Source organism: Massilia sp. ST3 (assembly GCF_018119405.1).
Lineage (GTDB): Bacteria > Pseudomonadota > Gammaproteobacteria > Burkholderiales > Burkholderiaceae_D > Telluria.
Genome location: NZ_JAGPWC010000006.1, coordinates 67513 through 88467, shown reverse-complemented (window position 1 = coordinate 88467; position 20955 = coordinate 67513). Strand labels below are relative to the sequence as shown.

The following is a 20955-nucleotide window of genomic DNA, read 5'->3' as shown; positions in this document are numbered from 1 at the left end:
GTCCCTCTTCAGTACTGCAACCGTTATTTGCCTCGGTGCGCCGCGTGACCCATCTGGGCCGGCCGGCTGGCGGCGGCGATTGTAGCGTGCCCATATGTCAACGGAATGACGCGGTAGCGGACACCTCGATACGGACTCCCACGCATCACGCGAGCCAATATGCATCAGTGTTAACAACCCGGCAAATTCGTTTTCGCTTAGCTATTTATATCTTCGAGATATAAATACCCTAGCAGACGTTGTAGTTACGCTACAAACTGACAATGCCTGTAAGCAAATCTCAAGGCCGGATTATACGGATCGCGTTCTGGAGTGAAATTGTTTTGATGAAATATTCATCAAACCTGAGATATGACAAGATTTTTTGTAGCGAGATGGCCACAAAAATTGACTTAATGGCAATACGTAATCAAAAAGTCACTAAATCAGCGTAACCGGAAAGCGGTCCGAACGGGCGTCCGGACCGTGTAGGAAGGGTCAATGCACTGGCCTGGCGGTCTTGGCGAACTGGGCCATCCGGGCCTCGAAAGCCGCAAATCGGCTGTCGAGCTGGCGGGTCAAACGTTGCTTTTCCGCCACTGGAAGGAAGGCATAGCGGATGCTGGCGTACGAAGCCTTCTTCATTTCCGCATAGCTCGGCTTGTAGCGGCTGGCGAACAGCACGTACTCGTTCGACAGCGTGTGGCGGGTGACCCCGGCGTCGTCGGTCGAGATCACGTAGGGCACGCCGTATTTGCGGTACAGGTTGATCGGGTGCTCGGCCCCTTCGATGCCGCTGATGAAGGCATTCGAGGTCAGGTTGATCTCGACCGGAATGTCCTCGTCGCGCATCTTCTTCATGATCGCCGGGGCATTGGTCTCGTGCACCAGGTCGAGGCCGTGGCCGATGCGCTGCGCGCCCGCCACCACCAGCGCCTGGTCGATGTGGAACTTCAGCCCTTCCGGCGGCACGTCGCCCATGGCCAGTTCGCCCGCATGCATCGCCACCTTCACGTCCGGATACTTGGCGCGCAGGAAGCGGAACATCTTCATGTGCAGGGCGTAGTCGCGCATGGCGACGTGGCTGCTTTCCTGGCCGACGATGTTGACGCCGACGATCTTGTCGCTCGCGAGGTCCGACTTGAAGGCGGCCATCATCGACGAGAACACCAGCGAGGGGCTCATCAGGCGGAACACATAGGTCTGGTAACGCATGGTGAAGCGTTCGTCGTCGATGCCTTCGGACGACTCGTGGACCGTGTCCACGAACTTGGCGATCGACTTGCCGAAGCCGGGGTCCTGGTCCAGGGCGGCCCACGCGGCGGCCAGCTGGACCTCCAGCGCGGCGTCGTTATCGGCATTGGCCGCGGCCTGCCTGTCGAAGTCCGGATTCGGCAGCGCGGGCGCGGACTTGAACATGGTCTCGATATAGCCCACGTTCTCGGCGATGGCGCGCTTCTTGAGTTCTTGCAGGCCTTCGCGGAAGTTCGAGTTCGACACCGGGCCGAAATAGCCGAAGGTCTGGAAGAACAGGCGGTCCGGCGGCGGCTGCAGGGCGCCATGGTTGGCGAAGTCCTTGTTCGACCAGCGCTGCAGCAGCTCGCGCCAGGTATGGTCGTCGGCGTAGATCTCGGCGCCCGTCAGGCAGCTGCGCTCCGCGACCGGCTTGGCGCGCTCGGCGGCGATGACTTCCTTCTTCGTCTCGATCTGGTAGCTCTGCTTGTTCACGCAGAAGCCCTGCTTGTCGACGAAGTCGATGTACTGCTCGACGTAGATCGCGCCCGAGTAGTGGTGGTGCAGGTCGCCGCCCTTGGGCATCTGGGTGAAGAACATGGTCAGCTCGGCCAGCTTCGGTTCGCCCGCGATCAGGGAGGCGTAGTGCCTGGAGGTGGCGGTCTCGTTGACGCTCGAGGCCGGGCCCTTGGCCAGGGCCGGCTGGGCCGCGACGGCCAGCGCCAGCAACGCGGCGGCGGTCAGTTTCATGGTCATGTGGTGCTTTCTGGTGGCGGCGCAATCGGCGCCGGGGACGCGGCAACTCTAACTGCTTCGTTCAATGTTGGCAATATTGCTGGGTTTTGGGCTGACACTGGTCAGGCAGAACTTGGGTTCCGGCCTTCGCCGGAACGACGGGGCTTGCAAACGTGTCCGAAGCCACCGCGGTGGATCTCCTGCACCTAAACCAACGTCATACGCGCCACTGGCGCCTATGACTCCCGGCGAAGGCCGGGACCCAAGTTTACTCACCCCTTCCGTGCACCTTGCGTCCACCCGAGTAGGTCTCCGCCACCGCCCGATCATCCCCCAGCAAGGCCAGCGCAAACAGCAGCTCCTCCAGCGACTCGCAATGCGAGGTCCTGCGCGCCATCAGCGGCGTCGCCTTCGGATCCAGCACCACGAAATCCGCCTCGCAGCCCGGCGCGAAGCTGCCGATGGTGCCTTCCAGGCGCATGCTGCGCGCCGCGCCCAGGGTGGCCAGGTAGAACATGCGCAGCGCCGGCAGGTAGCTGCCCTTCAGGCGCGCCACCTTGTAGGCTTCGTTCATGGTCTGCAGCATCGAGAACGAGGTCCCCGCCCCCACGTCGGTACCCAGCGACAGCAGCGCGCGCGCGCCGTCGGCGCGCTCGAAGTCGAACAGGCCGCTGCCCAGGAACAGGTTGGAGGTCGGGCACACCGCCGCCGCCGAACCCGTGGCCGCCATACGCGCGAAGTCCTCGTCGTCGAGCCAGATGCAGTGGCCGAACAGGGCGCGCGGACGCATCAGGCCGAAGCGCTCGTAGACGTCCAGGTAGCTGCGCGCCTGCGGGAACAGCTCGCCCACCCAGTGGCATTCGTCCTTGTTCTCCGACACGTGGGTCTGGATGAAGGTGTCCGGGTACTGGGACGCCAGCTCGCCGGTCAGCTTGAGCTGGGCCTCGGTCGAGGTCGGGGCGAAGCGCGGGGTGATCGCGTACAGCGCGCGGCCGCGCTTGTGCCACTTGTTGATCAGGGCCTCGCTTTGTCCCAGCTGGCCCTCGACGTCGCGCAGGAAGTCCGGGCAGTGGCGGTCCATCAGCACCTTGCCGGCCACCATGCGCAGCTTACGCGCTTCGCTGGCCTCGAAGAAGGCGTCGACCGAGCCCGGATGCACGGTGCAGTAGACCACGGCGGTGGTGGTGCCGCAGCGCAGCAGCTCGTCGAGGAAGAATTCGGCGGTCGCGCGCGCATGCGCCGGGTCCTCGAAGCGGCGCTCGGTCGGGAAGGTATAGGTTTCCAGCCAGGGCAGCAGGCCCGGGGCCGGCGAGGCGATCATGTCGGTCTGCGGGTAATGCAGGTGGGTGTCGATGAAGCCGGGCGTGATCAGCTTGCCGCGGTAGTCGAGCGGCTCGACGCCGGGCGGCAAGCCGGCGACGAGCTGCGCGTATTCGCCGGCCGCCTTGACGCGGCCGTCCTCGACGACCAGCAGGCCGTCCTCGTGCCAGGCATGGGCCTTGTCGTCGAAGGCCGGATCGGCGTGAAAGTGCAGCAAGCTCGCACGGTAGGCTTGCACGTTTTGCGGTGCGGTGGACATCAGTTGGGTTCCGAAGAAGGTTCAGGGTGCGCGGCCGCTTCCCACAGGGACAGCAACTGGGCCGCGACGGAGGCCGCGATCACGGCGGGCGCCTTGCCGGCGATGCCGGACAGGCCGATGGGACAAACCATGGACTCGAGGCGCGGTTCGGGAATGCCCCGTTCGCGCAAGCGGTGCTCGAACTGGCGACGCTTGGTCTCGGAGCCGATCAGCCCGTACCAATCTCCCCAGGGCCGCGACAGTATCGCGTGCGACAGGCGCAGGTCAAGTGCATGGCTGTGGGTCATGACCAGGAAGGTGGTTCCGCGTGGCGCTTTTTCAACAAGCACCTCCGGCGTGTCGGTCGCCTCGACCGTCACGTTGGCCGGCACGTTCGCCGGGAAGGCCTCCTCGCGCTCGTCGATCCAGGTCACGCGGCAGGGCAGCTCGGCCAGGGCGCGCACGAGGGCCGCGCCCACGTGGCCGGCGCCGAACAGCATCAGGTGGGCGCGCGGCGCCCGCACGGCGTCGGCCAGCCAGCGCCGCCCGCCCTCCTCCGCCATGACATGGGTGCCCGCATCGAATGCGAAAGAAGGACCCGCTTCGCCCGCCAGCAGGCGTCCCTGGCCATCGAACACGCTCCACTGGGCTTCGCCGTCGAGCGCCACCAGGCGCCAGCTGTGCTCGTTGCGGCGCGCGGCCAGCAGCGCCAGCTGGTCCGCGTCCAGCTTCTCGAAAGCGAGATAAGCGATGCCGCCGCAGCACTGGCCCAGGCTGGGGCCGAGCGGGAAGCGCTCCAGGCAGGCCTTGCTCCCGTCGCGCAGCATGGCGCGCGCGATCTCGAGGGCGCGATGTTCCAGATGGCCGCCGCCGATGGTGCCGAGGAAGCCGTCCGTCTGCACGAGCATGCGCGCGCCCGCCTCGCGCGGCACGGAGCCTTCCACGCGCGCGACGGTCACGAGCACCGCGGGCACACCCGGTGCGGCTGTCAGCCAGTCTTCCATTCAATCGCCCTGGGTAGCTGCGGCTTCGACCGCGGCGATCGCCTTGAGGATTTCCTCGCCCGTCGCCGGCGCGTTCAGCGGCGGATTGACCTTGTGGCCGCCCACCGCCGAGATGGCGTCGCGGATCGCGAAGAACACCGAGAACGGCAGCAGCAGCGGCGGCTCGCCCACCGCCTTGGAGCGGTGGATGCTGTCCTCGACGTTGGCGTTCTCGAACAGCTTGACGCGAAAGTCTTGCGGGCAGTCCGACACGCCCGGGATCTTGTAGGTCGAGGGCGCGTGCGTCATCAGCTTGCCCGAGGCGTTCCACCACAGCTCCTCGGTGGTCAGCCAGCCCATGCCCTGGATGAAGGCGCCCTCCACCTGGCCGATGTCGATCGCCGGATTCAGCGAGCGGCCGGCGTCGTACAGGGCGTCGGCGCGCGCCAGCTTCCATTCGCCGGTGAGCGTGTCGACCACCACTTCGGCCACCGCCGCGCCGTAGGCGTAGTAGGAGAAGGGATGGCCGGTCATGGTCTTCGGATCCCAGTGCAGGCCGGGGGTGGCGTAGAAGCCGTCCGACCACAGCTGCACCCGCGCCAGGTAGGCCTTGGCGACCAGCTCGGCGAAGGGCAGCGCCAGGCCGTTCACGAACACGGTGTCGGCCGCGAAGCGCACTTCGCTGGCCGAGCCGCCGTACTGCTGCGCCGCGAATGCCGCCAGGCGCTCGCGGATGGTGCGCGCCGCATCCTGGGCGGCCTTGCCGTTCAGGTCCGCGCCGGTGGAAGCCGCGGTGGCCGAGGTGTTGGCGACCTTGCCGGTGTGGGTGGCGGTGGCGCGTACCCGTTCCAGGTCCACGCCCAGCTCGTGGGCCACCACCTGCATCACCTTGGTGTTGATGCCCTGCCCCATCTCGGTGCCGCCGTGGTTGACCAGGATCGAGCCGTCCACGTAGACGTGCACCAGCGCGCCCGCCTGGTTCAGGTGGGTGACGTTGAAGGCGATGCCGAACTTGACCGGCGTGAGCGCCAGGCCCTTCTTGAGCACCGGGCTGCCTCTGTTGAATTCGTCGATGGCGGCGCGGCGCGCGCGGTATTCGCTGCTGCTTTCGAGTTCGGCCACCAGTTCGTGGATCACGTTGTCGACGATTTCCTGGCCATAGGGCGTGACGTTGCGCTCGCTGCGGCCGTAGAAGTTCAGGCGCCGGATGTCGAGCGGATCGCGGCCCAGGTTGCGCGCGATCTCGTCGATCACGTACTCGATGGCGATCGCACCCTGCGGCCCGCCGAAGCCGCGGAAGGCGGTGTTCGACTGGGTATTGGTCTTGCCGCAGGCGGCGCGGATCTCGACGTCGGACAGGTAATAGGTGTTGTCGAAGTGGCAGACGGCGCGCGTGGCGACCGGCCCCGACAGGTCGGCCGAGTAGCCGGCGCGGGTGACCATGTCGACCTTGGCCGCAAGGATGCGGCCCGACTCGTCGTAGCCGACCTCGTACAGGTAGTGGAAGCAGTGGCGCTTGCCGGTGACCAGCATGTCGTCGTCGCGGTCGGCGCGCAGCTTGACCGGACGGCGCAGGCGCGCGGCCGCGATCGCCGCGGCGCTGGCCCACAGGGCCGACTGCGATTCCTTGCCGCCGAAGCCGCCGCCCATGCGGCGGCACTCGACCGTCACGTGGTGCGAATGCAGGCCGAGCGCGTGCGCGACCACATGCTGCATCTCGCTCGGATGCTGGGTCGAGCAGTAGACGTGCATGCCGCGGTCCTCGCCCGGCACCGCGTAGGCGATCTGGCCTTCGAGGTAGAACTGCTCCTGCCCGCCCACGTACAGCTCGCCCTTGACCACGTGGGGCGCAGCGGCGAATGCCTGGGCCGCGTCGCCGCGCGCCAGGCGCATCGGCGGCAGCACGTAGGACTGGGCGGCGCGTGCTTCCTGTGGGGTCAGCACGGCCGGCAGGTCTTCATAGCCGACCTGGGCCAGGCGCGCCGCGCGGCGCGCATTGTCATGGGTATCGGCCACCACGATGAAGATCGGCTGGCCGACGTATTGCACCAGTCCGTCGGCCAGGATCGGATCGTCGTGGATGATCGGCCCGCAATCGTTGGTGCCCGGGATGTCGGCGGCCGTGAGCACCGCCACCACGCCGCGGCTGGCGCGCACCGGCGCCAGGTCGATGGTGCCAATCCGCGCGTGCGGGCGCGCCGACAGGCCCAAGGCCGCGTGCAGGGTGCCCGCCAGTTCGCGGATGTCGTCGGTATAGGTGGCCTGGCCGAGCACGTGCAGCTCGGCCGATTCGTGGAAGCGCGCGCGCCCCACTTCCTTCCAGGTTTTCAGTTCAGGCACCACGGAATCGTTCATGCTGCACTCCCTGCCGCCGCGAAGGCGTTGACGCTGCTCGCCGGCAGCGGATTGTCGAGGCGCGTCTCGAACCAGAAGCGGCGCAGCAGGTTCTGCGCGGCCTGCATGCGGTAGCCGCTGGAAGCGCGCATGTCGCTCAGGGGCGCATAGTCCTGGGCCAGCGCCGCCATGGCGGCGCGCAAGGTCGTCTCGTTCCAGGGCTTGCCCGCCAGCAGGGCCTCGGCCGTGGCGGCGCGCTTGGGCGTGGCGGCCATGCCGCCGAAGGCGATGCGGGCGCTGGCGATGGTGTCGCCGATCAGGGTGAAGGCAAAGGCGGCGCACACCGCCGAGATGTCCTGGTCGAAGCGCTTGGCCAGTTTGTAGGTGCGGAAGCGCACGCCGGGGCGCGGCAGCGGCACCCGCAGCGCCTGCACGAATTCGCCCGGGCGCAGGTCCTTCTGCTGGTAGCCGAGGTAGAAGTCCTCCAGCGCCAGCACGCGCCGGCTGCCGCCGCTGCCCAGCACCACCTGGGCGCCGAGCGCGATCAGCCAGGGCATCGAGTCGCCGATGGGCGAGCCGTTGGCGACGTTGCCGCCCAGGGTGCCGGCATTGCGGATCGGGAGCGAGGCGAAGCGCTGCCACAGCTCGCCCAGTTCGTCAGGATAATGCCTGCAGACGGCGGCGTAGGCGTCTTCCAGGCTCAGGCCGGCGCCGATTTCCAGCATGCCGTCCTGCTCGGCGACCGTCTTCAGGGCCTCGACCTGGCCCAGGTAGATCACGTCGTTCAGCTCGCGCATCTGCTTGGTGACCCACAGGCCGACGTCGGTGGAACCGGCCAGCAGCACGGCCGCCGGATACGCGGCGCGCAAGCTGGCGAGCTCCTCGAGCGTGCGCGGCACGTGAAAGCGCTGGCCGTGGGCGGTGTAGGAGAAGCCGTGGCTGCGCTGCAGGCCGCGCAGGCGCTCGGCCAGGGCAGCGCGGTCGAAGGCCACCGGCGGCAGTTCGGCCATGCGGCGCGCGGCGTCGATGATGGGCCGGTAGCCGGTGCAGCGGCACAGGTTGCCCGACAGGGCATCGTCGATCTGGCAGCGCGAAGCCGGTTTTCCCTCCTGCTTGAGGTACATGCCCCACAACGACATGGCGAAGCCTGGCGTGCAGAAGCCGCACTGGGAACCGTGGCACTCGACCAGGGCCTGCTGGACGGGATGCAGTGCGCCGTCCGGCTGCTGCAGGTCTTCCACGGTGAACAAGGCCTTGCCGTCCAGGGTGGGGGTGAACTGAATGCAGGAATTCACGGCCTTGAGCGCGAGCTCGCCGTCCTCGAGCGAACCGATCACCACGGTGCAGGCGCCGCAGTCGCCTTCGGCGCAGCCTTCCTTGGTGCCCGTGCAATGCAGATCCTCCCGCAGGTGCTGCAGGATGGTTTGCGTGGGCGCGGCGTCCCGGACTTCGTGGACGGCGCCGCGGTAGAAGAAGCGGATCGGTTCTGACATGCTGGTCTCGCAGTGACTGGGCTAAAGCCAAGGGCGGAAGGCTACCATCCGCGATCGCCCCTTATATACTCAAAATGTGATATTGCTTATCACTAATTTCCAATATCATGCGGGCGCGTCCTTCCTTCATTCTAGGCAAGGGTGGACGCTTTTCCAGTGATTCGCGATATCGATGCGGCGCGCGATCCAGACATGCTGGTGGCGCCCCACGTAGTCGAGGAAGCGCGCCAGCGCCGCCGCCCGCGCCGGCCGCCCGACCAGGCGGCAGTGCAGGCCGATCGACAGCATCTTGGGCTGGTTCAGCCCGTTCGGATCGCCCTCCGCGTAGAGCACATCGAAAGCGTCCTTCAGGTAGTCGAAGAACTGGGTGCCGGAATTGAAGCCCTGCATGGCGGCGAAGCGCATGTCGTTGGTGTCGAGCGTATACGGCACCACCAGGTGCGGCGTGCTGCGCAGGGCGCCGTCCGGCCCCGTGTGCTCGACCCGCTGCCATAACGGCAGGTCGTCGCCATAGTGGTCGGCGTCGTAGGCGAAGCCGCCATGCTCGACCACCAGGCGCCGGGTATTGGGCGAGTCGCGCCCCGTGTACCAGCCCAGCGGCGGCGCGCCGGTCAGCTCGCGGATGATGCCGACCGCTTCGCGCAGGTGGGCGCGTTCGGTGGCCTCGTCCACGTTCTGGTAGGAAATCCAACGCAGGCCATGGCAGGCGATCTCGTGGCCCAGCTCGCGGAAGGCGGCCACCGCCTCGGGGTTGCGCTTGAGCGCCATCGCCACCCCGAACACGGTCAGCGGCAGGCCGCGCTCCTCGAACAGGCGCAGCACCCGCCACAGGCCGGCGCGCGAGCCGTATTCGTAGAGCGACTCCATGCTCATGTGGCGCATCGGGAAGGCGCTGGCGCCGATGATCTCGGACAGGAAGGTTTCCGAGGCCGGGTCGCCGTGCAGCACGCTGTTTTCCGCGCCCTCCTCGTAGTTGAGCACGAACTGCAGGGCGATCCGGGCCCCGCCAGGCCACCGGGCATGGGGCGGATTGCGGCCGTAGCCGACGAGGTCGCGCGGATAATTGGCGTAGGTGTCCATAGGAGGCGCAATGAGATGGGTATATGGACGATCATATATTGCAGGAAGCACAAGGTTATATGATAGTCCGCATACGGCAATTCATCGTTCACATATAGGAGCCATATGGGCAAGCTGTCCACCCACGTCCTCGATACCGCCCACGGCCGTCCCGGCGCCGGGGTCAAGGTCGACCTGTACGCCGTGGCCCCCGAAGGCCGCACCCTGCTCAAGAGCGCGCTGACCAATGGCGACGGCCGCTGCGACGGGCCCCTGCTCGAAGGCGAGCAGCTGCGCAGCGGGCAGTACGAACTGGTGTTCCATGCGGGCGACTATTTCGCGGCCCAGGGCGTGGACCTGCCCAGTCCGCGCTTCCTCGACCGGGTGACGATCGCCTTCGGCGTGTTCGACACCGGGCAAAACTACCATGTGCCGCTGGTAGTGACGCCCTGGTCCTACTCGACCTACCGGGGCAGCTAGCAATTCTGGCGGTGGCGGCCGTGCCTGGATCGCCGTAGTATTTACGGAAATCATCCCGGAGCCCGCCATGCACGCCAGCGCATCCCCTCCCTACGAACCGGTCCAGCCATCCGGCATCGCGGCCTGGCGCATCGGCGCCGGCCTGGTCCAGGGCCTGGTGCTGGCCCTGCTCTACCAGGCCGGCCAGGACCGCGCCTGGCCCGCGACCCAGCCCCTGCTGTTCGCGCCGCTGCTGCTGGCGGCGGCCCTGGTTCCCATCATCCTGATCAGCGGCCTGGGCCAGCTGACCCGGCGCCAGCTCCTGCTCTGGTGCGGCGCGGCCGCGGCGCTGATCGTGCTGCTGGCCGTCTACGACGCCTGGGACCAGCTGGGTGCGCCACCCCCTCCCTACCTGGACGGCAAATGGCAACCCTCGATGCCGTCGGGGCAGCTGTGCGGGTTCATGGTCGCGGGCTTCTTCATCGCCCACGCGCTGGTGCTGTCGGGCGCGCAGGAGCGGCGCAGGATCGCTTCCTATACCACCTATTTCGAGCTGGCCTGGAAGCTGGGCGTGCAGCTCGCCTTCTGCGGTGTGTTCGTGGGCGCGACCTGGCTGGTGCTGCAGCTGGGCGCCGCGCTGTTCATGCTGGTGAAGCTCGACTTCCTGCAGCAGGCCATCCAAAAAGCCTGGTTCGCGATTCCCGTGACCGCCTTTGCATTCTCCTGCGCCATGCACCTGACCGACATGCGCCCGGCGCTGGTGCGCGGGATCCGCAACCTGCTGCTGGTGCTGCTGTCCTGGGTCCTGCCGGTGCTTACCCTGCTGGCGGCAGGCTTCCTGTGCAGCCTGCCCTTCACCGGACTGGACGCGCTATGGGCGACCAAGAGCGCCGGCGCCGTGCTGCTGGGCGCGGCGGCCGCCTTCGTCATCCTGGTCAACGCCGCCTGGCAGGACGGCGGCGCGATCGCGGCCCGGCCGGTCGCGCTGGCGGCCAGGGTGGCGGGCCTGCTGCTGGTGCCGATGGTCCTGCTGGCCATCTACGCCCTGGCCCTGCGCGTGCAGGACCACGGCTGGACGGGCGAGCGCGTGATCGCGGCCGCCTGCATGCTGGTGGCGAGCTGCTACGCGGGCGGCTACGCGGCCGCCAGCCTGCGCCGCGGCTGGCTGCCCAGCCTGGCCGGGGTCAACATCGGCGCCGCCTTCGTGGTGCTGGCCGTGCTGCTGGCGCTGTTCTCGCCGCTCGCCGATCCCGGCCGCCTGTCGGTAAACGACCAGCTGGCCCGGCTGCGCGAGGGCAAGGTGACGGTGGCGGCCTTCGACTTCGCCTACCTGCGCTTCCATGGCGGACGCTACGGACGCGAGGCGCTGGACCGGCTGGAAGCCCAGGCCGCGGGCCCGGACGCGGCCCTGCTGCGCGCGCGCATCGCCGCGGTGCGCACGATGCGCAGCGCCCACGACGCCCTGCGCGACCCGGTCAGTCTGGCCGCCAACCTGCGCGTCTGGCCGGCGGGCGCCCATCTGCCGGCGTCCTTCCTGGCCATGGACTGGCTGAAGGCGAAGGACCTGGGAGCGATGCCGGAATGCCTGCGCCGTCCGGGCGTACGCTGCGACGCCTTCCTGGTCGACATCGACAGCGACGGTGGAGCGGAAGTACTGCTGATCGACGAGCGCTGGCCCAAGTCGGCGCTGATGGACGAGACGGCGCCCGGCGCATGGCGCGTGGCCGCCCAGCTGGCCCCGGCTCCCTTGTGCGAACCCCTGCGCCAGGCCCTGCGCGAAGGCAAGGTCCGGACCCTGCCGCCGCTGCTGGCCGATCTCGAGATCGCCGGCCAGCGGGTTCCGCTGCAGCGGAGTAGCAGCGGCGCCGCCCCCTGCCCGCCCGCCCCTGGCGCCCAGCAGGACGCGGCCCGGCAGTGAAACTTGCTATGCTGGATCCCACCGCGTCGGGAGAGCACATGTCGCTGCACATCGTTCATTTCATCGGGCCCATCAACCACAGTTCCGCCTGCGCCGTCCGCAATTGCTGCCTGCAGGCGCTGCAGAACGGCGCGACCGAGATCGAACTGCACATGTCCACCGAAGGCGGCAACATGACGGCCGGCTTCGCGCTGTATTTCTTCCTCAAGTCGCTGCCGCTGCCGCTCACCACCCACAACATCGGCAGCGTCGAATCGGTCGGGGTGGTGATCTTCCTGGCCGGGCAAAAACGCTATGCCTGCCCGGGCACGCGCTTCCTCGTCCATCCCCTGCACTGGGGCTTCGGCAGCCTGGTGGCGGCCGACCACTCGCGCGTGTCGGAATGGCGCGACTGCCTCGATTTCGACGCCGAGCGCTACGCCAGCATCTTCGTCGAGGCCACCCGCGAAGCGGGGCACGAAACCGACATCCGCGCCAACCTCACGGGCAACGCCCGCATATTTACCGCCGAAGAGGCCGTGCAGGCAGGGATCGTGCACGAGGCCAGGCAGGCGCGCCTGCCCGCAGCGGGGTCGACTTGTCACTGGTGGAACTAAACTGACAAGACTCTGTTTCAAAGGCACAACAACTCTGTTATCAAATTGTAGAGGAATCTCTCCAATTGTCATAAACCTGTTGCCGCTAAAATTGCCGCGTGGATAGAATCAATTCCAAGATTCACAGCGCCGGCAATTCGCTGCCCGCCGTCGGCGCCTCCCTCCCAACGAGCAGCTCACGTAACGAAGCCTTTATGAACAAGAAGATTCTCGCCAGCTTGCTGGCACTCCCGCTGGTCATGCCCGCGGTGAACGCACAGGAGACCTCCGGTCTGTCGGCCATCAAAGTCAGCGGTTTCGGCACTGGCGCCGTGACCTGGACCAATGAAGAGCGCGCAGAATTCGTGCGTCCGAACCAGGCCAGCGGCGCCGCGGACAACGTCCGCACCGGCGTCGATTCGAACCTGGGCCTGCAGGCCGACATGCCGGTCAACAGCTGGCTGTCGCTGACCGGCCAGGTGCTGGTCCGCAAGGACGCCGAAGAGCATTTCGGCGCCGAACTGGGCTGGGCATTCGCCAAGGCCCGCATCAGCGACAACCTGAGCGTGCGCGTGGGCCGTGTCGGCCTGCCGGTGTTCATGATTTCCGACTACCGCAACGTCGGCTACGCCAACACCATGCTGCGTCCGCCGGCCGAGATCTACTCGCAGGTGCCGTTCAACAGCATCGACGGCGCCGACATCACCTGGCTGCACAGCTTCGGCGACACCACCCTGACCTCGCAACTGGCCTACGGCAGCGTCAAGTCGCCGCTGTCGGGCGACATCCACGCCAAGGGCAAGGGCATCGCCGCGATCAACGTGGCGGCCGAACACGGTCCGTTCATCGTGCGCGCCGGCCATGCCCGCGCCAAGGTCAGCGTCGAAGACTCGACCTCCCTGAACACCCTGGTGGCGGGCCTGCGCGCCGCCGGCGCCGGCTACCGTTTCCCAACGCTGGCTCCGCTGGCCGCCGAGATCGAAGCCAAGGAAAAGCAAGCCCACTTCAGCTCGCTGGGCCTGTCGATGGACTGGAACAACATCGTGGTCCAGACCGAATTCGCCAAGCGCAAGACCAAGACCTACATCAACGACACCACCTCGTGGTACGTGATGGGTGGCTACCGCATCGGCAAGTTCCTGCCTTATTACACCCACTCGACCCTGAAGATCGATAGCGCCATCGTCAACACCGTCCCGGCAGCCTGCCCGGCCGGGTACCCGGCGGCCTGCACCCCGACCATGCAGGCGCTCGGCGCCGGCGTGCGCCGCCTGCCGAACGTCGGCGTGGGCCAGGGCGAGCAGACCACCGACAGCATCGGCATCCGCTGGGACTTCGCCAGCTCGGTGGCCCTGAAGGCGCAGATCGACCGCGTCAAGCCGAAGAACGGCACCGGCCTGTTCGTCAACGTCCAGCCTGGCTTCAGCGGCCCGGTGACCGTGGGCGCCGTCGCCCTCGACTTCGTGTTCTAAGGAGCGGACGATGAAAAAACTGATGCTGGCCGCAATCGCGGCAACGGCCTTCGGCGCAGCCGCGCCAGCCCTGGCCGAAGTGGTGGTCGTGGTGAACGCCAAGGCGGCGGAATCGACGATGAGCAAGGAACAGGTCGCCCAGTTCTTCCTGGGTAAGTCGACCTCGATGACCCCGATCGACCAGGCTGAATCCGCGCCGATCCGCGCCGAGTTCTACAAGAAAGTGGCGGACAAGGACGCGGCCCAGGCCAAGGCCCTGTGGTCGAAGCTGGTGTTCACCGGCAAGGCCACGATGCCGAAGGAAGTCGGCGACAGCGCCGCCGTGAAGGCCGCGCTCGCCGCGAACCCGAAGGCGATCGGCTATATCGACAAGAGCGCAGTGGATGCGACCGTGAAGGTCGTCTACACCGCCCAATAAGCCGGGAGCATTCGGCTGTTACCGCCCGCCGCCGGCCTGTTTGAGCCGGCGGCGGGTCACGCATTCTGGAGTCAAGCATGAGCATCAAGCGCAGGATCTGGGCACTGCCCGTCATTTCCGCCATTATCTTCGGCCTTGGGGCCGGCGCCAGCGCCATGATCGCGACCGGCGCGCTGGATTCGATCACCACCACCGAGAGCGTGGACTATCCGGTGCTCGATGCCTCCAAGGCCTTGTCCCTGGACGTGGCCGCCGTCACCGACGGCCTGCAGGACGCCGTCGCCGAGGGCGACAAGGAAAAGATCGCCGAAGTCGGCGAACACGCCGCCAAGCTGCGCGGCAAACTCGACAAATACAGCCAGATCCCGGGCCAGCGCGAGACCTTCACGCGCCTGGGCAAGGAATTCGACGCCTATTACGCACCCGCCCTGTCGTCGGCCCGCATCATGCTCGAAATGGAGCAAGGCGACCCGCAGGCCGCGGTCGGCAAGATGCAGGCGGCCCTGGCCACCCTGAACAAGGACCTGGCCGCCGTCAACGAAGCGGCCAAGCGCCAGTTCACGGCCGGCATCGCGAGCAGCAAGGAAAGCGTCAACAAGGTCTTGAGTGCGATGATCGTCACCGCGCTGATCGTGATCGCCTGCCTGGCGCTGGTGTCGTGGTTCGTGGTGCGCACCATCTGGCAGCAGCTGGGCGGCGAGCCCGAGTATGCACGCGAGATCGCCCAGGCGGTCGCCTCGGGCGACCTGTCGATGGAAATCCGCACGGACGCCGGCGACAACGCCAGCCTGCTGGTGGCGCTGAAGGAAATGCGCGCCCGCCTGGCGACCCTGGTGGCGGAGATCAAGACCTCGGCCGACACCATCGCCAGCGCCAGCGGCGAGATCGCGACCGGCAACGCCGACCTGGCGCGCCGTACCGAATCGCAGGCTTCGAGCCTGGACCGCACCACCCGTGCGATGGAAGAACTGACCGGCGCCGTGCGCCAGAACGCGATGAACGCGACCGAAGCGAATTCGCTGGTGGAATCGGCGACCAGCATCGCCACCCGCGGCGGCAAGGTGGTCGGCGGCGTGGTGAGCACGATGGGCGACATCAACACCTCGGCCAACAAGATCGTCGAGATCATCTCGGTCATCGACGGCATCGCCTTCCAGACCAACATCCTGGCGCTGAACGCCGCCGTGGAAGCGGCGCGTGCGGGCGAACAGGGCCGCGGCTTCGCGGTGGTGGCGGGCGAGGTGCGCAACCTGGCCCAGCGCAGCGCCGCGGCGGCCAAGGAGATCAAGGAACTGATCGGCGACTCGGTGGCGAAGGTGAACGCTGGCAGCGCGCTGGTGGACGAAGCCGGCGTGACCATGGGCCAGATCGTGGAATCGGTGCGCAAGGTGCAGACCATCATGGCCGAGATCAGCGCCGCCGGCGCACGCCAGAGCGCGGGCATCGAGGACATCGGCCGCGCGATCACCAGCATCGACGAGATGACCCAGCAGAACTCGGCCCTGGTCGAGGAAGCCTCGGCGGCGGCGGAATCGCTGACCGAGCAAACCGGGCAGCTGACCGGGGCGCTGTCGGTGTTCAAGCTGGGCAATACGCCGGTGCTGTCGTCGAATGTGGGGAAGCAGCGGCTGGCATTGCGCTAAGTTCGGTTGTCTTCTGTGGAAGCCGCCTTCGGGCGGCTTTTTCGTTTTGCAGCTGCTCGACGAAACTTGGGTCCCCGCCTTCGCGGGGATGACGTTGGTAGGCGGAAGCTGAATATCACGTCAGCGATTTCGGACACGCACGTAAGCACGTCATCCCCGCGCAGGCCGAAACAATGCCACCGGCATTGCTCCGCCCAAGTCCGTCGCATACCACCAGCACAGAACCGCGAAGCGCCCCCGCTTGCACCCCACCCCCTCTTGCCCTAGAATCAATTCCCCATTCCGCTACCCCAGCCAGCCTTGGATACCATCCCCCTCTGGGTGCTCGTCCTCGCACTCGCCCTCCTGATCCTGCTGTCCGCCTTCTTCGCCATGGCCGAAACGGCGCTGATGGCGTCCAACAAGTATCGCCTGCGCCACCTGGCCGAACGCGGCAACGGCGGCGCCGTCACGGCGCTCTGGCTGCTGGCGCGCACCGACCGCTTCCTGTCGCTGGTCCTGATCGCCAACATCCTGCTCAACGCCTTGGCTGCGGCCCTGGTGACGGTGGTCGCGATCGACATGTACGGCGACGAGGAAAGCGTGATCGCGGCCGCCGCCGCGCTCATCGCCTTCCTGCTGATCGTGTTCGCCGAAGTGGCGCCCAAGACCGTCGGCGCCACCTATCCGGAACCGATTGCCATGGCCACCAGCCTGCCGCTGCAGGCCCTGCTGCGTCTCGCCAAGCCGGCGGTGGGCTTCGTCAACCTGTTCGTGCGCGCCCTGCTGCGCTGCTTCCGCATCCGTACCGGCCTCGACGCTCCCCAGAACCGGCTGTCGCCCGAGGAGCTGCGCTCGATCGTGCTGGAAAGCGGCAACTTCGTGCCGCAGAAGCACCGCAGCATCCTGCTCAACCTGTTCGACCTGGAATCGGTCACGGTCGACGACATCATGACCCCGCGCCCCCAGATCGAAGCCCTCAACCTGGCCGCGCCGATCGCCGTCATCCTCGACGAACTGACCACCTGCTACCACAACAAGCTGCCGGTCTACGAGGGCGAGATCAACCGCATCGTCGGCATCCTGCACGTGCGCAAGGCCGTCGGCCTGCTGCGCGAACCCGACGAACTGAGCAAGGACCACCTGCGCGAGCTGCTGGTCGAACCCTATTTCATCCCGCAGGACACCGGCGCCCTCGACCAGCTGCAGCAGTTCCAGGAACAGCGCGAGCGCATGGGCATCATCGTCGACGAGTACGGCGAAGTACAGGGCCTGGTCACCCTCGACGACATCATCGAGGAAATGATCGGCAACTTCACTACCTCGATGCCGGGCGGCGCGCGCGACGCGGTCGGCTGGAACGCCAAGGGCGAATGCCTGCTCGAAGGCAGCACCCCGCTGCGCGACATCAACAAGCAGCTCGGCCTGTCCCTGCCCCTGGATGGTCCCAAGACCATCAACGGCCTGCTGCTGGAGCAGCTGCAGGACATTCCCGAAGCGCCGATCTCGCTCAAGATCGGGCCCTGCGTGATCGAAGTGGTGCAGGTGCAGAACCAGGCCATCAAGGTCGTCAAGCTGCTGCGCCCGGCCGCGTCAAGACGCCTGCTGCCTTTCTGAGCGATCCTGCCCGCGGCGCGCCGCCCGGCGTGCCATTTCGTCTACGTGGCGCGGACGCATCTCATGCACAGCAAATGCTTTACAAATTTGATGCCTGTAGGCATCATCCAGAAGGTCCGCCGGTGGGTCGCGCCCGCCCGGCGGCCTCGTCGCACCCCTTAATTGCATCCCTTAAAACCACGGCTCCGCACGGTTCCTTATGGCAGCAGTCCTCCCCAACACGACCACAGGCACGGCGCTGTCCGGGCTGGCGCGCGCGCTGGTCCAGGCGGGCCGCCTGAGCATGGCCCAGGCGGATGCGCTGCAGAAGAAATCCGCCGCCGACAAGACCGCCTTCATCGACGCCCTGCTCGCCAGCGGCGCGATCGACGCCGGCGCGCTGGCCGTGTTCTGTTCCGAGACCTTCGGCTATCCCCTGTTCGACCTGTCGGCTTTCGCGCTTGAATCGCTGCCGGCCAGCGCCATCGACGGCAAGCTGATGCAGGCGCAGCGCGTGATCGCCCTGGCCAAGCGCGGCAACAAGATGTCGGTGGCCCTGTCCGACCCGACCAACAACCAGGCCCTGGACCAGATCAAGTTCCAGAGCGAAGCCTCGGTCGAGCCGGTGATCGTTCCCCACGACGCCCTGCTGGCCCTGCTCGCCAGCCTGTCCAAGAGCGCCGAGCAAAGCCTGAACGAACTGGCCGGCGAGGACGCCGACATCGAGTTCGCGGAAGAAGACGCGCCGGTGGCCGCGGTCGACACCGCCAACGAAGTCGAGGACGCGCCGATCGTGCGCTTCCTGAACAAGATCCTGATGGACGCGGTGCAGATCGGCGCCTCGGACATCCACTTCGAGCCCTTCGAGAAGTTCTACCGGATCCGCATGCGCGTGGACGGGGTGCTGCGCGACCACGCCACCCCGCCCCTGTCGATCCGCGAAAAGCTGGTGTCGCGCATCAAGGTGCTGGCGCGCCTGGACATCGCGGAAAAGCGTGTGCCCCAGGACGGCCGCATGCGCCTGATCCTGTCGCCGACCCGCACCATCGATTTCCGCGTCAGCACCTTGCCCACCCTGTTCGGCGAGAAGACGGTCATGCGTATCCTCGACGCCACCCAGGCGCAGATGGGCATCGACTCGCTCGGCTACGATCCGGACCAGAAGGCGCTGCTGCTGGACGCCATTACGCGCCCCTACGGCATGGTGCTGGTCACCGGCCCGACCGGTTCCGGCAAGACCGTGTCGCTGTACAGCTGCCTGAACCTGCTGAACAAGCCGGGCATCAACATCTCGACCGCGGAAGACCCGGCCGAGATCAACCTGCCGGGCGTGAACCAGGTCAACGTCAACGACAAGGCCGGCCTGACCTTCCCGGTGGCCCTGAAGTCCTTCCTGCGCCAGGATCCTGACATCATCATGGTCGGCGAGATCCGCGACCTGGAGACCGCCGACATCGCGATCAAGGCCGCGCAGACCGGCCACATGGTGTTCTCGACCCTGCACACCAACGATGCCCCTTCGACCCTGACACGCCTGATGAACATGGGCGTGGCGCCCTTCAACATCGCCTCGTCGGTGATCCTGATTACCGCGCAGCGCCTGGCGCGCCGCCTGTGCACCTGCAAGCAGCCGATCGAGATCGGTCACGACGCCCTGCTGGCGGCGGGCTTCCGCGAGCACGACATCGACGGCGCCTGGAAACCCTACGGCCCGGTCGGCTGCGACCGCTGCCTGGGTTCCGGCTACAAGGGCCGGGTCGGCATCTACCAGATCATGCCGATCTCCCCGGCCATCGAAGCCTTGATCCTGGCGCACGGCAACGCGATGCAGATCGCCGAGCAGGCCGAGAAGGAAGGCGTGAACTCGCTGCGCCGCTCGGGCCTGATGAAAGTGAAACAAGGACTGACCAGCCTCGAGGAAGTGCTCGGCTGCACCAACGAATAGGAACGATATGGCAACTTCCGCACCCACCCGCAGCCGCGCCGGCGCCCAGGTCAAGGAGCAGGTCTATGCCTGGGAAGGCAAGGACAAGACCGGCAAGACGGTGCGCGGCGAGCTGCGCGCCGGCGGCGAGGCGATCGTCAACGTGACCCTGCGCCGCCAGGGCATCATGGTCACCAGGGTCAAGAAGAAGGTCTACCGCAGCGGCAAGAAGATCACCGACAAGGACCTCACCATGTTCACGCGCCAGCTGGCGACCATGATGAAGGCCGGCGTGCCGCTGCTGCAGTCCTTCGACATTGTCGGCAAGGGCCACGGCAACCCGTCCATGTCCAAGCTGATCCTGGACCTGCGCGCCGACGTCGAGACCGGCACCAGCCTGAACAACGCCTTCCGCAAGTACCCGGTGTATTTCGACCCGCTGTTCTGCAACCTGGTGGGCGCGGGCGAACAGGCCGGTATCCTCGAAGACCTGCTGACGCGCCTGGCGATCTACAAGGAGAAGACCCTCGCCCTGAAAGGCAAGATCAAGTCGGCCCTGATGTACCCGATCGCGATCCTGGCGATCGCCTTCATCGTCACGGCCGTGATCATGATCTGGGTGGTGCCGGCCTTCAAGCAGGTGTTCCAGAGCTTCGGCGCCGACCTGCCGGCCCCGACCCTGATGGTGATGGCGATCTCGGAATTCTTCGTGTCCTGGTGGTACCTGATCTTCGGCGGCATCTTCGGCAGCATCTATTTCTTCTTCCAGGCCTGGCGCCGCTCGCTCAAGATGCAGCAGGCCATGGACCGGATCCTGCTGCGCCTGCCGATCTTCGGCCCGGTGATCCGCAAGGCCACCATCGCGCGCTGGACCCGCACCCTGGCGACCATGTTCGCCGCCGGCGTGCCGCTGGTCGAAGCGCTCGACTCGGTCGGCGGCGCCTCGGGCAACGCGGTCTACCTGGACGCGACGCGCAAGATCCAGACCGAAGTCAGCACCGGCACCAGCCTGACCATGGCGATGCAGAACGCCGACGTGTTCCCCAACCTGGTCACCCAGATGGTCCAGATCGGCGAGGAATCGGGTTCGCTCGACGCCATGCTGGGCAAGGTCGCGGACTTCTTCGAGGAAGAAGTCGACGAGGCGGTGGCCGCCCTGTCCTCGCTGATGGAACCCCTGATCATGGTGATCCTGGGCGTGCTGATCGGCGGCCTGGTGGTGGCGATGTATTTGCCGATCTTCAAGCTGGGGTCGGTGGTCTGATCAGGGCTTGCTGTAGGTTCTCGGAATACTGCGCAGCGTCTCAAGGTACTTCGCAGTGAAGACGCAGTAGTTCTCACGTAGTTCGCAGTAGCTCTACCTTTGTCTGAGGTAAAGCTACTGCCTAAGTACGACTATCCGCCTCCCCTGCTTGCCAGCAGAGAAATGCGGGCTGTACGCTGAGCCTTGAGGAACTTCCGCAACGCCGAAGCGGACGTTGCAGTTCAAGACGTTCAGCCGGGGAGTCGCTCGGCTCAGAAAAACCAGCCGTAAGGGGACCCATAACGCCAGACGTTGAATAGCTCAGCAGAGCTACCGACGCCACAAATCTCCATC

General features: G+C 66.6%; 15 protein-coding genes. 9 read left to right on the top strand and 6 right to left on the bottom strand.

Going from position 1 to position 20955, the window contains the following annotated elements; genetic code table 11:
* Positions 1-477: 477 nt before the first annotated feature.
* From KBW98_RS03550 to puuE, 6 genes are all read right to left on the bottom strand, one after another.
* Entirely contained in the window at positions 478-1968 is a 1491-nt protein-coding gene (locus KBW98_RS03550; protein ID WP_211518721.1) for an adenosine deaminase, read from the bottom strand.
* Positions 1969-2215: 247 nt separating this feature from the next.
* Entirely contained in the window at positions 2216-3526 is a 1311-nt protein-coding gene (gene guaD, locus KBW98_RS03545; RefSeq protein ID WP_211518720.1) for a guanine deaminase, read from the bottom strand.
* Positions 3526-4509 (bottom strand): xanthine dehydrogenase accessory protein XdhC, encoded by a 984-nt coding sequence (gene xdhC, locus KBW98_RS03540; protein ID WP_211518719.1) that lies wholly within the window; start codon positions 4507-4509, stop codon positions 3526-3528. Before xdhC ends, guaD begins: the two co-directional genes overlap by 1 nt.
* Positions 4510-6843, bottom strand: a complete 2334-nt coding sequence (gene xdhB / locus KBW98_RS03535; RefSeq protein WP_211518718.1) for a xanthine dehydrogenase molybdopterin binding subunit — start codon at positions 6841-6843, stop codon at positions 4510-4512.
* Positions 6840-8315 carry a xanthine dehydrogenase small subunit gene (xdhA, locus tag KBW98_RS03530; protein ID WP_211518717.1) on the bottom strand — a complete coding sequence of 492 codons (1476 nt, stop codon included), beginning with the start codon at positions 8313-8315 and terminating at the stop codon, positions 6840-6842. Before xdhA ends, xdhB begins: the two co-directional genes overlap by 4 nt.
* 126 nt (positions 8316-8441) lie before the next feature.
* The gene (gene puuE, locus KBW98_RS03525) at positions 8442-9395 is read right to left on the bottom strand and encodes an allantoinase PuuE (RefSeq protein WP_211518716.1); all 954 of its coding nucleotides are present in this window, start codon (positions 9393-9395) and stop codon (positions 8442-8444) included.
* Positions 9396-9500: 105 nt separating this feature from the next.
* On the opposite strand from puuE, the gene uraH reads away from it, so the two are divergent.
* The 9 genes from uraH to KBW98_RS03480 all read left to right on the top strand — a co-directional run bounded on the left by uraH (position 9501) and on the right by KBW98_RS03480 (position 20622).
* Positions 9501-9854: a hydroxyisourate hydrolase gene (gene uraH, locus KBW98_RS03520; protein WP_211518715.1), complete on the top strand. Its 354-nt coding sequence runs from the start codon at positions 9501-9503 to the stop codon at positions 9852-9854.
* 67 nt (positions 9855-9921) lie between these two features.
* Positions 9922-11751 (top strand): DUF4153 domain-containing protein, encoded by a 1830-nt coding sequence (locus KBW98_RS03515; protein ID WP_211518714.1) that lies wholly within the window; start codon positions 9922-9924, stop codon positions 11749-11751.
* Positions 11752-11789: 38 nt separating this feature from the next.
* Entirely contained in the window at positions 11790-12347 is a 558-nt protein-coding gene (locus tag KBW98_RS03510) for a ClpP family protease (RefSeq protein WP_211518712.1), read from the top strand.
* A 194-nt stretch (positions 12348-12541) separates the two neighbouring features.
* The gene (locus KBW98_RS03505; RefSeq protein WP_211518710.1) at positions 12542-13798 is read left to right on the top strand and encodes a hypothetical protein; all 1257 of its coding nucleotides are present in this window, start codon (positions 12542-12544) and stop codon (positions 13796-13798) included.
* A gap of 10 nt (positions 13799-13808) precedes the next feature.
* Positions 13809-14216, top strand: a complete 408-nt coding sequence (locus KBW98_RS03500) for a hypothetical protein (protein WP_211518709.1) — start codon at positions 13809-13811, stop codon at positions 14214-14216.
* A 77-nt stretch (positions 14217-14293) separates the two neighbouring features.
* Positions 14294-15859, top strand: a complete 1566-nt coding sequence (locus KBW98_RS03495; RefSeq protein ID WP_211518708.1) for a methyl-accepting chemotaxis protein — start codon at positions 14294-14296, stop codon at positions 15857-15859.
* A 300-nt stretch (positions 15860-16159) separates the two neighbouring features.
* Positions 16160-17455, top strand: coding sequence for an HlyC/CorC family transporter (locus KBW98_RS03490; protein WP_211518704.1), 1296 nt, complete (start codon positions 16160-16162; stop codon positions 17453-17455).
* Positions 17456-17654: 199 nt separating this feature from the next.
* Positions 17655-19379: a type IV-A pilus assembly ATPase PilB gene (pilB, locus tag KBW98_RS03485; RefSeq protein ID WP_211518703.1), complete on the top strand. Its 1725-nt coding sequence runs from the start codon at positions 17655-17657 to the stop codon at positions 19377-19379.
* Between the two features lie 7 nt (positions 19380-19386).
* A complete protein-coding gene (locus KBW98_RS03480) occupies positions 19387-20622 on the top strand; it encodes a type II secretion system F family protein (protein WP_211518702.1) in 1236 nt (411 codons plus the stop codon).
* Positions 20623-20955: the final 333 nt, after the last annotated feature.